11 protein-coding genes are annotated in these 15,759 nt (G+C 40.5%); 7 read left to right on the forward strand and 4 right to left on the reverse strand.

Annotated features, from left to right (window positions below):
- Nucleotides 1–114: 114 nt before the first annotated feature.
- The gene (locus FKG96_RS07245; RefSeq protein WP_013665357.1) at nucleotides 115–1,854 is read left to right on the forward strand and encodes a HAMP domain-containing sensor histidine kinase; all 1,740 of its coding nucleotides are present in this window, start codon (nucleotides 115–117) and stop codon (nucleotides 1,852–1,854) included.
- Between the two features lie 243 nt (nucleotides 1,855–2,097).
- A complete protein-coding gene (locus FKG96_RS07250; RefSeq protein ID WP_130856237.1) occupies nucleotides 2,098–3,108 on the forward strand; it encodes a 3-oxoacyl-ACP synthase III family protein in 1,011 nt (336 codons plus the stop codon).
- Here the strand turns inward: FKG96_RS07250 and FKG96_RS07255 are convergent, their stop codons facing one another.
- Together FKG96_RS07255 and FKG96_RS07260 are read right to left on the reverse strand one after the other, a co-directional pair.
- On the reverse strand, nucleotides 3,109–4,011 hold the full coding sequence (locus FKG96_RS07255) for a CorA family divalent cation transporter (protein WP_149105285.1): 903 nt from the start codon (nucleotides 4,009–4,011) through the stop codon (nucleotides 3,109–3,111).
- A gap of 164 nt (nucleotides 4,012–4,175) precedes the next feature.
- Nucleotides 4,176–5,231 carry an endonuclease/exonuclease/phosphatase family protein gene (locus tag FKG96_RS07260; RefSeq protein WP_130856238.1) on the reverse strand — a complete coding sequence of 352 codons (1,056 nt, stop codon included), beginning with the start codon at nucleotides 5,229–5,231 and terminating at the stop codon, nucleotides 4,176–4,178.
- A gap of 196 nt (nucleotides 5,232–5,427) precedes the next feature.
- Between FKG96_RS07260 and FKG96_RS07265 the strand changes: the two genes are divergently transcribed.
- Genes FKG96_RS07265 through FKG96_RS07280 form a run of 4 tightly spaced genes read left to right on the forward strand, consistent with a single transcriptional unit; the run spans nucleotide 5,428 to nucleotide 9,219 of the window.
- Nucleotides 5,428–6,375 carry a glycoside hydrolase family 43 protein gene (locus FKG96_RS07265; RefSeq protein WP_130856239.1) on the forward strand — a complete coding sequence of 316 codons (948 nt, stop codon included), beginning with the start codon at nucleotides 5,428–5,430 and terminating at the stop codon, nucleotides 6,373–6,375.
- A 60-nt stretch (nucleotides 6,376–6,435) separates the two neighbouring features.
- Nucleotides 6,436–7,299: a dTDP-4-dehydrorhamnose reductase gene (gene rfbD, locus FKG96_RS07270; RefSeq protein WP_130856240.1), complete on the forward strand. Its 864-nt coding sequence runs from the start codon at nucleotides 6,436–6,438 to the stop codon at nucleotides 7,297–7,299.
- Nucleotides 7,300–7,324: 25 nt separating this feature from the next.
- Nucleotides 7,325–7,855 carry an NUDIX hydrolase gene (locus FKG96_RS07275; RefSeq protein WP_013665363.1) on the forward strand — a complete coding sequence of 177 codons (531 nt, stop codon included), beginning with the start codon at nucleotides 7,325–7,327 and terminating at the stop codon, nucleotides 7,853–7,855.
- Between the two features lie 53 nt (nucleotides 7,856–7,908).
- Complete coding sequence (locus FKG96_RS07280) at nucleotides 7,909–9,219, forward strand: hypothetical protein (protein ID WP_013665364.1); 1,311 nt, start codon at nucleotides 7,909–7,911, stop codon at nucleotides 9,217–9,219.
- 68 nt (nucleotides 9,220–9,287) lie between these two features.
- Here the strand turns inward: FKG96_RS07280 and gcvP are convergent, their stop codons facing one another.
- Nucleotides 9,288–12,170 carry an aminomethyl-transferring glycine dehydrogenase gene (gcvP, locus tag FKG96_RS07285; protein ID WP_130856241.1) on the reverse strand — a complete coding sequence of 961 codons (2,883 nt, stop codon included), beginning with the start codon at nucleotides 12,168–12,170 and terminating at the stop codon, nucleotides 9,288–9,290.
- A 255-nt stretch (nucleotides 12,171–12,425) separates the two neighbouring features.
- Between gcvP and FKG96_RS26700 the strand changes: the two genes are divergently transcribed.
- Nucleotides 12,426–12,602: a hypothetical protein gene (locus FKG96_RS26700; protein WP_165446977.1), complete on the forward strand. Its 177-nt coding sequence runs from the start codon at nucleotides 12,426–12,428 to the stop codon at nucleotides 12,600–12,602.
- 94 nt (nucleotides 12,603–12,696) lie between these two features.
- Here FKG96_RS26700 and FKG96_RS07290 read toward each other — a convergent pair whose 3' ends face one another.
- The gene (locus FKG96_RS07290) at nucleotides 12,697–15,414 is read right to left on the reverse strand and encodes a carboxypeptidase-like regulatory domain-containing protein (protein ID WP_130856242.1); all 2,718 of its coding nucleotides are present in this window, start codon (nucleotides 15,412–15,414) and stop codon (nucleotides 12,697–12,699) included.
- Nucleotides 15,415–15,759: the final 345 nt, after the last annotated feature.

The following is a 15,759-nucleotide window of genomic DNA, read 5'->3' on the forward strand; positions in this document are numbered from 1 at the left end:
CAGGAGACCCGTTAACGATTTGGATCATATGGGGAGTAGTATGTTGTAGGTTGGTATACGGGAATGCGTCATTATAGGTGGCAGAAAAGAAGGGGATAAATAGAATGATGATCTATGAAGTTTAAGGTGCAAAGAAAACGAGAGAAGACTTCCGGTATTCTACAAAGACTACTATTTGTCTTCTTAATATTTGTGTTTTTACTCACGGCCGGTTCGCTTCTTTTAAGACACTCCATTGCAGAGAAGCTGGCTTATTTAAGCGTAAAACTTAAAGCACCTCCCGAAACAGGCGAAATAAGTAATGTCTTACTGGAGCTAAGTAGCGCCGAAAATGACTTTCAGCAAGCTAGTCTTTACGGCTATGGTGATAAACTCGATGAGTATCAACGAAAAGTATTGAGCGTCTTTGCTAAAATCGATACTATTTTGCACGAATATCCAATATTGGCGGACAGTCTAGGCAATTCATTGGACGAAAGAGAATTTAAAAAATATGTGGATGGAAAGCTGGATCTTTCGCTCAAAGTTTTCGCGCTAAAGAAAAGTTTCGACTCTTTACTGATAAAAAGTACGGATGAAAATATTTTTGGGAACAGCAAAGTTAGGATAGCTAAGGAAAGAAGACAAATACGCCGAAATGCAGAGCAAGATACCATCATAAGGGAAGTGGCGTCAGCGGTCAAGAAAAAAGGGTTCTTAAAACGTTTAAGGCAAGTTTTCTCCCCTGGTTCAGATACACTTCGTACAAAGTTACTACTCGTTGCGCGGGAAAATGCTGTGCGGGATTCGATTGCAAGAGAGTTGCAGATTCAGAATGAAAAAGGGCAGCAACAGCTCTTGGAAAGGTTAAGCAAAGAACATACATTACTTGCTCAATCTCAACAACAGCTCATATCTTCGAATTTATCACTCATCATACAATTACGGCAGCTTATCGATCAAATCAAAGATAATTACTTATTGACTTGGGAAAGAAATCAACGGGAAACCTTAGCTCAATATGAAGAAGCTGTTGATGATTTAGACAGTTTTACGATTACTGCCACTATCATGGTGCTGATTTTTGTTGCGCTTCTTTTGTTCTATATCAAAAAAGCTGCTAAAGCAGAAGATCAGTATAAAGTTGAAAACGCTCGTGCTATTGCGCTTGCGGAACAGAAATCGGAAATGCTTGCTACAATGAGCCATGAAATTCGAAATCCGTTGACAGCGATAACCGGGTTCGTTTATTTGATGAAAAATACACCGCTGACCGCTGAGCAGAACCGTATGGTAAGCTCAATAAAAGCTTCTTCAGATATGTTAATGGATACCGTGAATGATATTTTGGATATGACTAAAGTTGAAAGCCAACAGTCAGAAGTACTTAAAGTTGTTTCTTTTACTCCATTTCATGAAATTAAGGAAACGGTAGAAACCATGCGCTTCATAGCCATTAAGAAAAATATATCCTTAAATTTTAGTTTTGACGGTTCTCAGGACGAGATGGTTTATGGCGACCCTTTTCGACTGAAGCAGGTGGTCATCAATTTACTTGGGAATGCCATTAAATATACGGACATTGGAGGGGTGGAGGTGTATTGCACAATGAAAAAAGGTGAGCAAGACGGTATGCAGGAACTTACGGTACGTATTAAAGATTCCGGTATTGGCATTCCGCAAGAACAACAGACCAAATTATTTACTAAATATTATCAAGCGGGAAAGGAAAATGCAAGGCCTGGCACCGGTTTGGGCCTGTATATCTGCTACCAGCTGATTAAATTGCAACATGGGGACATCTACGTAGAGAGTGAAGAGGGAAAAGGTTCTACGTTTAGTTTTCGTATTCCCTTTAAATCAGCTAACGTTTGATCAATTGAATAGTAAAAATACAAAAGACTCTCTTATTTATTAAATAAACAACGTCATCCGTTGTAAATATCTTGTTTGATGTGTTTAGTTGATTTTTTGAACCAAATACCGTTTCAGGGTTTGATTTAAAGCCATTTTTCTCCGCCACTTTTATGTAATTTTCTTTGTCGGTTGTGTGGAAAATACCCTGAAAAGGAGTAGGTTTGCACTCTTTATTGAAATTTTGTTAATATAAAACCTTTTATGGGTGCTAGAATACAAGCGATAGAATACTATTTTCCAGAACAAAAAATTACCAACCAAGATCTTAGTGAGGAATTTCCGGATTATGATTTTTCTAAGTTTGAATATAAGATAGGTATAAGTAGTCGGTATGTTGCCGGAACAAATGAAACCGCTTTGGACTTAGCCGAAAAAGCTTGCCTAAAACTTTTTAAACGCATTAATAAGGCTAAAATCGATTATATTTTGTATTGTACCCAAAGCCCCGAATATATTATGCCGTCAACGGCTTGTATATTGCAGGATCGCCTGGCTCTTAATAAGACAGTGGGCGCTTTTGATTTCAATTTGGGATGCTCGGGTTATACCTATGGCTTGAGTATGGCGAAAGCTTTCATAGAAAGCGGCCAAGCCAATCACGTGTTATTGGTAACAACAGATACCTATTCAAAATATATCAATAGGAAAGACCGGTCTAATCGAGCGATCTTTGGCGATGCGGCAAGCGCAACCGTTATTTCGTCAAATGATGACAACGGAATCCATAAATTCAAATTTGGTACCGACGGAAAGGGGTATAATAAATTAATCGTTAAGAACGGTGGTACTCGATTTCCTGTTGATGGCCAAGCTGTGGAGCACCTTTATGGTAGAGGCAATGTTTATACGGAAAATAATCTTTATATGAACGGGCCCGAAATATTCCGTTTCACCAGTACTGTGGTGCCTCCTTTTATTGAGGAAGTTCTTACGCTCAACGCTGTAAAGAAGGAGGACGTTGGGCAGTTTATTTTTCATCAAGCAAATGCCCACATGTTAAAAGTGATGCGAGAACGCTTAACAATATCTCCTCAAAAGTTCTACATCAATTTACGTGATGGGGGAAACACCGTTTCTTCTACCATACCCATTGCATTGAAAAACTATTGCAAGGAGGATCTAACAGAAGAAAAGGCCTCCATTATTGTTGCCGGTTTCGGCGTTGGCTTGTCCTGGTCTGCCGGATTAATCGAAGTTTCAAAAAATCTATAATTATAGCCACCCTTTTTTTCTGAACCAAAAATAAATGGCTAAGGTGATAATCGCCATGACAAGCATTACTATTGGGTACCCTAAGTGCCAGTTAAGTTCCGGCATATAATGGAAGTTCATGCCGTATATCCCTACTATAAACGTTAATGGCATAAAAAAAACAGAGAAGATCGTTAATATGCGCATGATTTCATTTGTTCTATGGGAAGCGATGGAAAAGTAAGCCGATAGAAGCTGTGCGGTATTCTCTGAAAGATTGTCGTATATATTTTGCATTCGCACATATTGATCCCGTAAATCCCGGGTATAGATATTTCGTTGTTTGGGAGTATCTATTTTATCGATAATCTCATAAGACAAGATCAAGAGACGTTTGATCACATCGACTTTTCGTTTTACATAATAAAGCCCTCTTAAAACGGGTGCCTTGCGCTGCTTCAGGAAAACATTCTCTTCAAAATAATCTAACGACTGTGCCAACTTCACACTAGGCTCTTCAAAAGTAAGCAAGGACGCCCGTACAATACGGTTTACTATGCATATGGTGTCCTTACAGCCTCCTGCATCTATCGCTTTGGCTTTAACGTCGGCGATAAGAGGTTGTTCAGTTCTATGAACAGTGATGACATAGTCGGAAGTATAAAAAATGGCAATTTTATTTGTTAATTCCTGTATGGTATCCGCGTCATTCATGAGGTCCTGTGTGTATACTCGGACGATTATAAAGGTATAGCCGTCTACGATTTCATGCTTCGGTAAGTGGTCGGGCTGCATACAATCTTTAATAGATGTTTCATGTAATGCAAATCGTTTGCTTATGTCCAGGATTTCTTCCATAGAAGGATCTGTTAAATCGATCCAATCGAAACCGTGCGTATCCCTTGATGCGAATATTTTTTTCATTAGAATAAATTGTCTTTTAATGGCCATGAAACCCGCTTGCCTACTGCAAGTAACTATAAGCTTGGTTTATTCATGTCGTTCTCTACATGCTGTAGCATATAGTGTTTTCTTAACATCATTCCTTACCTCATCGTTTTTTGATAAACCAACTAAACTCGCTCGTTTTAAATTTCTGTCGGCTCTTGCTTTTTCTCTGTTGCTTCCTGTATGTCTTCGGCATCGGGTATCAAAGCCTCTTGTTGCTCTGAAGCCTTTGCTTCATATTGTATTTTTATAAAGATAGGGAAATGATCAGAATTAAAATTCGATAGTCGTTTCAACTCCCTAAGTTTGAAATCTGTCGAGAAAAAGGCATGATCAAGTGGAAAACGCAAAAAGGGATAATGTGCATGAAACGTGTTGTAAAATCCCCTGCCGCGGCGTGGATCGAGTAATCCACTCATTTTTAAAAATAATTCCGTTGTATAGCTCCATGCTACATCATTTAGATCGCCGATGACAATAACCGGTCTACTGCTTCGTTTAGCTAAATCTGCTATTAGCAACAGTTCTTTGTCTCGTTCCGTAGATCGTGGGTTTTCATTCGGCACAGGGGGAGTAGGATGCACAGCATATAATTGCACCTCAAGTCCACTCCGGAGCGTTAATACGCAATGAATCGAAGGAATGTCCTTTTCAACCAAATAGCCGATCTTGGTAGCTGACAATGGTAATTTGGAATATAGCAGCATGCCATACGTATTCTCTAAGGGCACGCGTACATGATAAGGATATTCTTGGGATAAACTGCGTGTCTCAAGGTCCCATCGCTTGTTGGTTTCAAGCAATAAAACAACATCGGGATCAGCCCGGGTTATTTCTCCTAAGCACCCCGCAGTGTTTTTATTGTCTTGATAAACGTTAGATACCATTAAACTCACCGATTGCTCTTGTATATTGCCTTTGGCATATAATACCTGCTTTTTTGCAAGCGGCGTAAAGGGCATAATTTGTGACGATAGGTAAATGCCATTGATCATGATCACGGTAAGTGCAATCCAGTCAAAGATTACCGAACGGTCAAAATAACCAAGTAATAGTGCAAAACAAATGGCTGTCAATACTAGTTTTTGCAATCGCGGATAATCGAAAACCCTAAAAATCCAATATTCGTGTTTAATAAGGGGAATGAGGGTAAAACAAATAGTTAATAAAGAGAGACTATATATAAAAACGTTCATAGGTAGTATATGCTGTTAATAGTCAAACATAAGAACAAAAACAAATGAATAAAAATTTTTCTTTTTCAGCTGCTTAAACTCTTTGCCGCCCGATTTAAATTAGAAAATCGATTTAGCATATAAAGGATAGTCGCATTAATTTGTTACTTTTAGGCACATTATTTATTGAAATCTTAAACAGATAATATTGATTGAAATGATTCGAGTTTATCGCTATTACGCAGCACTTCTTTTACTAAGCTTTTTCTTAGCCGCTTCAGTTGGTAAAGCGCAAACAAATCCGATTTTCGATGGTTGGTATGCCGATCCCGAAGGTATTAGATATGGCAATGAATATTGGATTTTTCCAACTTATTCAGCGCCTTACGAAGAACAGGTGTTTATGGACGCGTTCTCATCCAAAGATTTGAAAAATTGGAAAAAACACGCCGGAATAATTGACACTGCTGCGGTAAAGTGGGCAAAAAAGGCAATGTGGGCGCCAGCTGTTTTAATGAAGGATAAAAAATATTACCTGTTTTTTGGCGCAAATGATGTTCATGAAGGCGAAGTTGGTGGAATTGGTGTGGCGGAGGCTGAAAAACCACAGGGCCCTTATCGCGATTTACTCGGCAAACCCCTAATCAATGAAATCGTGAATGGCGCTCAACCAATCGATCAATTCGTCTTTAAAGATACTGATGGAACTTATTATATGTACTATGGGGGATGGGGGCATTGCAATGTGGTAAAATTAAAAGATGATTTTACCGGGATTGCTCCTTTTGAAGATGGCACTACCTATAGGGAAGTAACACCGGAAGGCTATGTCGAAGGGCCCTTTATGTTCGTCAGAAATGGAAAATACTATTTTATGTGGTCGGAAGGTGGATGGACCGGGCCCGACTATAAAGTAGCATACGCGATAGCCGATTCGCCTTTCGGCCCTTTCAGACGAATCGGAACAATTTTACAGCAGGACCCCGCTATTGCTACAGGCGCAGGACATCATTCCATCATACAAGGAAAAGGAAAAGACGAGTGGTACATCGTTTACCACCGTCGTCCTTTAGGAGAAACGAGTGCCCACCATCGCGTTACCTGTATAGATAGAATGTATTTTGACGAAAATGGTTTTATAAAACCCGTAGTAATGACTAAATAGTTATCTCTTTATACGTATAATGATCGAAGAAGAGATACAGGTTTAATTGTCAATAAAAAAATGAGTAAAATTATAGTACTAGGAGGCCAGGGGCAACTGGGGCAGTGCTTGCAATCCGTTTGCGAAGATAAGGCCATGGTTTTTTTATCATCGAAAGAGGCCGATATTAGTAATGAAGCTCAATTGGAGCAATGGTTCATTCAGTATAACCCCAGTCATATTATCAACTGTGCGGCCTATACCGCCGTTGATAAAGCGGAAGATGAAAAAGAGGAAGCAAGTAAAATCAATACGATAGCACCGGGTATCCTGGCCGGGTTATGCAAACGCTTCGATGCAATTTTAATTCATATTTCTACTGATTTCGTGTTTGAAGGTAATCAAACGGGTCTGTTAGAGGAAACGAGTATTGCCAATCCGACCGGTGTTTATGGACAAACTAAGTTAGATGGCGAAACGACCATTCAGCAAATATGGAATAAGCATATTATTATCCGTACAAGCTGGTTATATTCTGAGTATGCCAATAACTTTGTTAAAACGATGCTGCGACTCGCTCAAGATCGCGAGGAACTCAAGGTAGTGGCAGATCAGGTCGGAACTCCTACTTATGCACGCGACTTGGCCGAAGTCTTATGCAAAATTATTGATAACAATATTACAGAAGATGAATACGGTCTTTATCATTATAGCAATGAGGGAGTTGCAAGTTGGTACGATTTCGCCTATGCCGTTTTTGAATTGAGCAATACCAATATCCGCCTGTTTCCGATTAAAACTGCTGATTTTCCTACAAAAGCGAAGCGTCCGGCGTATTCTGTAATGGATAAATCAAAAATAAAAAAGCAATTCAATTTGGTTATACCGAATTGGCGGGATAGCCTAAAAAACTGCTTACAACGGTTAAAAGAAATTCAAAACTAATACGCCTCCCATCTATCTTAAACACATGAAGTGGAAAACCCTAACATCCGAATATTTAGTAAAGGCCCCTTGGGCCGTCTTAAGAAAAGATTCGTGCGAAATGCCTAATGGCCATATCGTGCCGGAATATTATGTATTGGAATATCCGAATTGGGTAAATGTGGTAGCATTTACTGAAAGAAACGAAATAATCTTAGTAAGGCAATATCGCCATGGCGCTGGTAAAGAGTTTTTGGAAATACCGGGAGGAGTCATTGATGAAGGTGAAGATGCACTGACTGCTGCTAAACGCGAAATGCTGGAAGAAACCGGCTACGCTTTCACGACAATGGAAAAACTCGTGGATTTGTATCCTAACCCTGCAACGAGCACTAATATTACGACAACTTATGTGGCTAAGGGTGGTGTGAAGGTGAAAGAACAGGCTTTGGATGATCAGGAAGAAATTGAGATTTTGCTTTATTCAGTTGATGACGTCAAAAGGTTGCTAAAAGAAAATAAGATTGGCCAAGCGCTTCATACGGCAGCACTCTTTTATGCGCTTTATGAGTTGTAAAAAACTCCTCATTCATCGTTTAGAACTCTTAACTAAATCTTTACCTTTGCCCCATGGCAAGAGAGATTTTGGAAAATAAGCGTAAAGCGCTAAAAATTAATTTAAGTGAACAGATCTACGGCACTTTTGCGGAAATAGGTGCCGGACAGGAAGTAGCACGAAATTTTTTCACCGCTGGAGCGGCGTCGGGAACCATCGCTAAAACTATGAGTGCATACGATATGGCTTTTAGCGATGCCATTTATGGCGCTGAGGCAAACGGACGCTATGTGAGTAGTTCGCGTTTGGAGAAGATGCTCGATCATGAATACCAGCTGCTTACCGATCGACTGAAAGGGCCTAAATATCAGAACCGTAAGTTCTTTGCCTTTGCCGATACGGTAACTACCTTGAATTTTAGTAAAACGAACGATCCACATGGGTGGATTGGACTTCGCTTTCAATCGGAAGTAGGAGGGGAGCCAAATGATATTATTTTTCATGTACGCCTCTTAGATAGCGACGCTTCATTGCAACAAAAAGTTTTAGGGGTATTAGGTGTTAATCTTGTATTCGCGGCTTATTTTTATATTCATGATGTACAAACGATGATTGAAAGCCTGGTGGACAATTTAGCTGCGGGATCGGTTGAAATCGACTTAGTTAAGCTGAATGGATCTGCATTTAAAAATGTGAGTGAACGGCTGGTTAATTTGTACCTCATCGCTAAAGGCTTCTCACGGGCTGCAATCTTCGATGAAGAGGGGCATGCACATCAGGCAAAAGACTTTCTTTACAAAAAGGATGTTATTATTCTGAGAACAAAATATAAACAGAAATCCAATCCAAATTTTGATTTATTCAATTTGGCTGTTGATCAGTTTAAGCGCAACCTGGGAATCAAGGATAAAAATCTTCTTGTTATGATTGAGGTGCTGATGTCAAACGCGTTGGAGGATCATCCCGTCCTGAGTAACGAAGATTTGGAATATTTCGCTAAGCGAGCTGAAGAACTATGTGCTACGGGGAATCATATTCTGGTGTCTAATTTCACGAGAAATCATAAATTGGCTGAATTCCTTGCCCAGTTTAAACCAAACAATGTCGGTATTTCTACCAATATTTCCAATCTCCGTAATATCTTCAACTCCAAAAACTACGGTGAAAGTTATGCTGATGAGTTGTTAGCCTACGTGAGTGGCATGTTCAGTAAAAACGTAAAGCTGTATGTTTATCCTTATCTAGATAGAAAAAACAATGAAATCATAACTACTCAAAATATGCCGGTATCTCCTGAAGCCAAACCACTCTTTGATTTCCTCATTCAAAACCATTATATTATTGATATAGAAAATTACGACGAACGTTTTGTGAAAACGGTTTAATTAGCTGTTAGCATTTAGGTATTAGCCATTAGCGAACAACTAATAGCTAATACCTAACCGCTTACCTCCTAATAGCTCGCGGCTGCCTCCTCATATTCACTTAAAGGCGGGCAAGAACATACTAAAGAGCGGTCACCGTAAGAATCATTCACTCTTCCTACTGCGGGCCAAAATTTATGTGCAGCAACATATGGGAGAGGATATGCGGCTTCTTCCCTTGTATAAGGTCTATTCCATTCATTGGCACTAACTACTGCCAAAGTATGTGGCGCATGCTTTAATACATTTTCGTTTTTATCCACCGCTCCCGACTCAATGGCAGCAATCTCCCTTCTGATAGCCAAAAGCGCATCGCAAAAACGATCTAATTCTGCTTTTGGCTCCGATTCTGTCGGTTCTACCATAAGCGTACCGGCAACAGGGAAAGACACCGTTGGTGCATGGAAGCCGTAGTCCATTAAGCGTTTAGCAATATCGCCTACTTCAACACCATAACTCTTGAAGCTTCGACAGTCGAGAATCATTTCATGGGCACATCGGCCACTAGCGCCTGCATACAATATTTTATAATCGTGTTCAAGCCTAGCCTTAATATAATTGGCATTAAGAATAGCAAATTTAGTAGCATTGGTTAGGCCGTCGGCACCCATCATCGCGATATAAGCATGCGAGATAAGTAAAATAGAAGCTGATCCAAACGGTGCTGCTGCAACGGCAGAGATAGACTTGCCTTCATTAATATTAACCACTTCATGGCCAGGTAAGAAGGGTACTAAATGCTCGGCAACACCAATAGGTCCCATCCCGGGGCCACCACCACCGTGCGGAATACAAAAAGTCTTATGAAGATTGAGGTGGCAAACATCTGCGCCGATACTTGCAGGACTTGTTAAACCAACCTGCGCGTTCATGTTGGCACCATCCATATATACCTGACCGCCATTTGCATGGATAACCTGGCAAATATCGATAATCGATTCTTCAAATACCCCATGGGTAGATGGGTAGGTAACCATCAAACAACTTAAATTATCCTTATGCAGTTCAGCCTTGGATTGCAAATCGGCCACATCAATATTACCACGCTCATCACAGTTTACAACAACGATTTTCATGCCGGCCATCGAAGCAGAGGCCGGGTTGGTACCATGTGCAGACGATGGAATGAGCACGACGTTGCGGTGATGGTCGCCTCGGTCTTCATGGTATGCTCTAATAACCATGAGACCTGCATACTCACCTTGTGCACCGGAATTGGGCTGAAAACTCATTTTAGCAAAGCCGGTGATGGCAGAAAGCCACCGGTTTAGCTCGTCAAGCATTTGCATATAACCACCAACCTGATCGATGGGGGCAAAAGGATGTACTCTATTGAACGACTCCCAAGATACAGGTATCATTTCGGTTGTAGCGTTTAACTTCATCGTACAAGATCCCAGTGGAATCATCGAATGGCAGAGCGATAAATCTCTAGCTTCGAGCGATTTGATGTAGCGTAGCATTTCGTGCTCAGCATGGTGCGTGTTAAACACTTCATGCGTTAAATAGGCCGAGGTACGTTGCAGCGCGGTTGGGATTACGCTTTCCAGTGCTGATGTTTTGAATTCAACATCCGCCAAATTTTTTGCTTTTACCTTCGCAAAAACACGAACAATTTCTTTGATATCCTCCAAGCTGGTGGTCTCATCTAATGAAATATGGACGGTTTCGCCTTGGTAGTGAAAGTTCATTTCATGGTTCAGCGCTTCTGCATGTAACGGATTACATAAATCACCAAGATGGAAGGTTAGGGTGTCAAAATAGGCCTCATTCTCTTGTCTATAGCCAAGCGATGTAAGCGTATTAGACAAAAGCACGGCTAGTCCATGAATTCTTTCTGCAATAGCGCGTAAGCCTTGTGGTCCGTGATAGGTGGCGTAAAACCCCGCCATAATAGCAAGAAGCGCCTGCGCCGTACAAATATTAGAGGAAGCTTTGTCCCTTCGAATATGCTGTTCACGTGTTTGTAAAGCCATTCGCAGCGCGTAATTCCCCGATGAGTCGATGGTGACCCCAATAATCCTGCCCGGAATATTACGTTTATAAGCGTCCTTTGTTGCAAAGAAAGCTGCATGAGGACCGCCAAAACCCATAGGGACACCAAAGCGTTGCGAGGAACCAACCACAATGTCTGCTCCCCATTCTCCCGGTGGCGTTAGCAAGGTAAGGCTCATCAGGTCGGCCGCAACACTCAAAGTTGCTTGATGTGCATGAACCTTTTCAGCAAAGCTGCGGTAATCAAATACCTTACCGTCGCCGGCCGGATATTGGACTAAAGCTCCAAAGATATTTTCATTAAATTCGATCGAAGTATGATCACCAACTAAAAGTTTGATGCCGTAAGAAACGGAACGTGTCCTTAATACATCTAAGGTTTGTGGAAAAACATTCTCTGATACAAAAAAAGTATCGGCATCTTTATTTTTACGTAGGCTATACTGCATAAACATCGCTTCTGCAGCAGCAGTTGCCTCGTCTAATAAGGATGCGTTCGCTATTTCCATACCGGTAAGGTCAATGATAACCGTTTGGAAATTTAATAAAGCCTGTAATCGGCCTTGTGCTATTTCAGCTTGGTAAGGTGTGTATTGTGTATACCAGCCTGGATTTTCAAATACATTTCGCAAAATAACACTGGGTGTAATCACATCGTAATATCCTTGGCCGATGTAAGATTTGAACACTTTGTTTTTAGAAGCAATTTGCTTCAATCGTTGTAAATATCCCGTTTCAGTTAAAGCCGGTGGTAAGCTTAAGGGACTTTTTAAACGAATTTTAGTTGGAACGGTTTCATCAATCAACTGATCGATGCTATTAACGCCAATAGTTTTAAGCATCTCAGGAACATCTTGCTTATTCGGCGCAATATGGCGTTCCTCAAATTTCTCTTGAAAATTTATGTTTAAGTTCATTCATGTATGAATTATAGACGCAGTTTCAATCTAAGTAACAGAGCATAAAGCTGTTTAAGAGGGATTTAGCTGGTTGTTACCCATTTTAAGATCTCTTCATTTAAGGGCACAAACATAGATAAAATGCCCTTCATTTGCAAGTCATTAACACAGCTTATCTATACACACTTTGTCATTTTTATGTGGCGATAAAATTAAAGAATGGACGCTGTTAAAAAGATTTTACCTAGCTTTGAATATCGAAGACTACTAAGTATGAAAAAATCGTTACCACTGATCGCGATGGTTTCCGGGTTTATATCTTTTATTGGAATTATTTACATGATGCTGCATCCCGAATTACCCAGTATATTGGTTTTTCTAATCTACGGGCTAGCTACCTGTGCAGGTGTATGTGGTTTACTTTTAATCGGAAAAAAAAGAGAACGTTAGCCAATACAACATTTGCATATTGGCTAACTACTCGCTAATTGTAATCGCAAGGTTATGAACCCACTTTGTGCGGTTATCACATTGACGATTGTTTTTATTCCACCTTGTAACGATAAACAGCCCGCCCGATATTGCCGTTCTCATCGATTCCTTCTACCACAGCTTTATAAGTGCCTAGGCCGCTAGCATTATAGAATTGGAAACTCGCTTTCCCTTGACTATCGGTAATAACATCCGGATTCCAATAAACGGTGGTACGCCAATCGATTCCGGGAGTACTGGTTGCCGTATATTTCGGTAGGTAAAAGCTGCGTTCAGCTTGGTAGCCTAAAGGTGTAATCGTTACGATGTTAGATTTTGGCAAAAGATTTTCCAATTCAGCCTTGCTGATGCGCGTACCTTGTGGTTTCTTTTTCGTGTTGATCACCAATACGCCATTGCTTTGGTAGGTTCTGTTTACGGTGCCCAGATCATCACGTAAAAATATCTCCACTGACTCCACCTCTGCCGGACTAACGGTATTGATGCCATTCACATCAATGGCCATTCCATTTAAAAACACCTGTACCGGTGTCCGATTTCCTTGGTTATAATCTCGTGTGATGTAAAAGTTGTTGTCCATAAAGGTTAAACCCATTGCGGCTGTCTGTAAGCAATTAATAAGCAGATTACAACCGGTGAATCGAGCGCCGTCAATCAGGTGGTCGGGGATCGGGCTTAAGCCTGATAAAGCCGGGTACTGCGTATGGCGAGGTTTTGGTGCTACTCTTTCCGTAATAACGACTTCTTCTAAAAGCCGCTCAGTTCGATACTGCCTTGCACTATTTTTAAGATAGGGCGTTAATGTACTATCTATATTAAGTATTTCGTCCGGTGCGGTGAAACCTGGTGTGATAGCAGGAAATGCGTCTCCATTCAATGTGATCTTTAAATTTTTATAGTTCTCATTGTTCCTTGCGCTGATAGTGACCTGTGCCGAGTCAGTAAACATAACATTGCTAAACTTGAAGTTACCCTGTTCATCGGAGTAAGTTTCAACTGTCTTCTTATCATTGCCTATGCTCAATTCGAGTTTGCCGTTAGGTACTGCTATTCCGTTTAATAGGCGGAGTGTGCCGGTGATATCAATGCCCTGTTCCGGTAAGAAAGAAACAGGAGGTATTTTATCACCGATAATATCTTTATAATCAAAACGGCGATACCCTTGCGTCAACATAAGTATGTCTAAATGGCTGCGAGTTTCAGGTGTTACTTTTTTGAAGTAATAGTTCGGTTGCTCCACATAACCCTTGATATCTGAGGTTAACAACAGGCTGCTAAGAATTGTTGTCTCTGCATTTTCGTTGAAAGGAACCTTCGACTCGTCAATAACCGAAACAGAAAAAGTTCCAACGGATTGTGAGCTATCCGTGGATGCATTTAAATGTAATTGAACGGCCTGCTTCGCTGCATAACTTTTTTTATCGGAGCTTAATGTAAGTTTAAGTTCGTTCGCACGTTGAATAAAGACCAGTCGCTCACTCAAAGGGATACCGGAAGGGGAAAGTAGGGTGAATTGTACAATGCCTGACGGAAATTTATTCTTTGGTACGGAGGCATTGATGCTCGCACTGTTCAAAGGGGTTTGCGCTGCATAATAGATTACACCATCGCTTTGCGCGACTAATGAGAAAACTTTATTCTGATTTTGTTGTAGATAAAGATCATTCGAAATAATTTTCACAGCTATGTTTAAACTGTCTGAGGGATCAACGGCCAGACTCGTTCCGAAAGGTCGTACCTTCGGAAGTTGATAACTGTACGTAGCACCGTTTTCGGTTGTAACTTTTGCAGTGTATACAGCATCCGCTTTAGGCGTTAAACTAAATTTGCCCATGCCTAGATGTTGGGTCTCAATGCTTGCAACTTCCTGGTCCTGTTGATCTACCACTTTGCCTTTGATAGCCACTCCCAATCCATCACCTCCTACCGCCTTGAAGGCAACTTCACTTGGTAAATCGGCAATTAAATATCCGCCTTCCGGAAAAAATTGGACATCCGGTGTCTGAAATGCCCCACGTAGTTGATAACTTGTGTTAACGGAGCGGTTATTGTCCAAACTAATGGACGTATTTAATATCCCGTCTTTTAAAGCCTGTTGTTGCTCATTCGATAGACTTACTTGCAAATAGCCATTTTTGTCAGTATTACCTCTTCCTTTGCTTAAGCTGCTTGTGCCGCGTATAAGTTCCCAGGAAACCCGTTTATCTATTAATGGCTTCCCTTCTTCGTCTGTATAGCGGATTCGGCCGTTAACAGTTGTTGCTTTTCCTCCGGGGGCAGCAACAAAACTAGCGTGAGTTTTTACCCTTTTATTGAAAACGTCTCCAATAATGATATTTTTATTAAAAAAATAATTCGGGTCAAAATTCATCATGTATTTTGTATATGCTCTAATGCGATAATTCCCCTGTTTATAGATAAGCGGGTCTAAAACGAGACTTCCATTGCCCGTGCCGTTATTGCTGGGAATCATGGAGGTTTTCATTAAGGAATCTCGGCTATTGAGCACCTCTATGTAGACAACCTTACTAAGATTCGAAAGTTGATGATGACTGGTCAAATAAGATTTAAACCATATGGTGTCGCCCACAGCATAATAGGGTTTGTCAAAATGGAGATAAACTTTTTCAATAGGTTGCTGCGTAGCTAAGGTATTGGTTTTTTCAACAATGGTATTTAAATTAATTCCCTTTTGTCGGGATTGACTCCAGACTTGTAGGCTGTAAAACGATAAAATAGCAAAAAGTAAATATCGGTTGAGCTGTCTCATATAGTGATTGTCGAATTTTTTATAAATCGCTAATTTATCGATTTATTCATTTACTTCTGTTTTTTAACAGATTTTTAACAAAACTTATACTATATCATAGGCCCTCGTTAATCATCATGTACTGCTGCATCCTTAACCTCCTCATCTGCTCATAGCTAGGGTTTAAATAGACATGAAGTAAATGTACGAGCCAAAAATATGTATTTACAGAGAAGGTACTTTAAGGTTACACGAAAGATACTTCATAGGTGCTTTAAGCTGGCATTGCTGTTAAGTGATACCGATTAGGGCATATATTCGCGTTTCCTTCCATGATCTTAACACTTGCTCAAATCAATAGGTGAA

It is taken from the genome of Olivibacter sp. LS-1 (assembly GCF_008245145.1).
Taxonomy (GTDB): domain Bacteria; phylum Bacteroidota; class Bacteroidia; order Sphingobacteriales; family Sphingobacteriaceae; genus Olivibacter; species Olivibacter oleidegradans.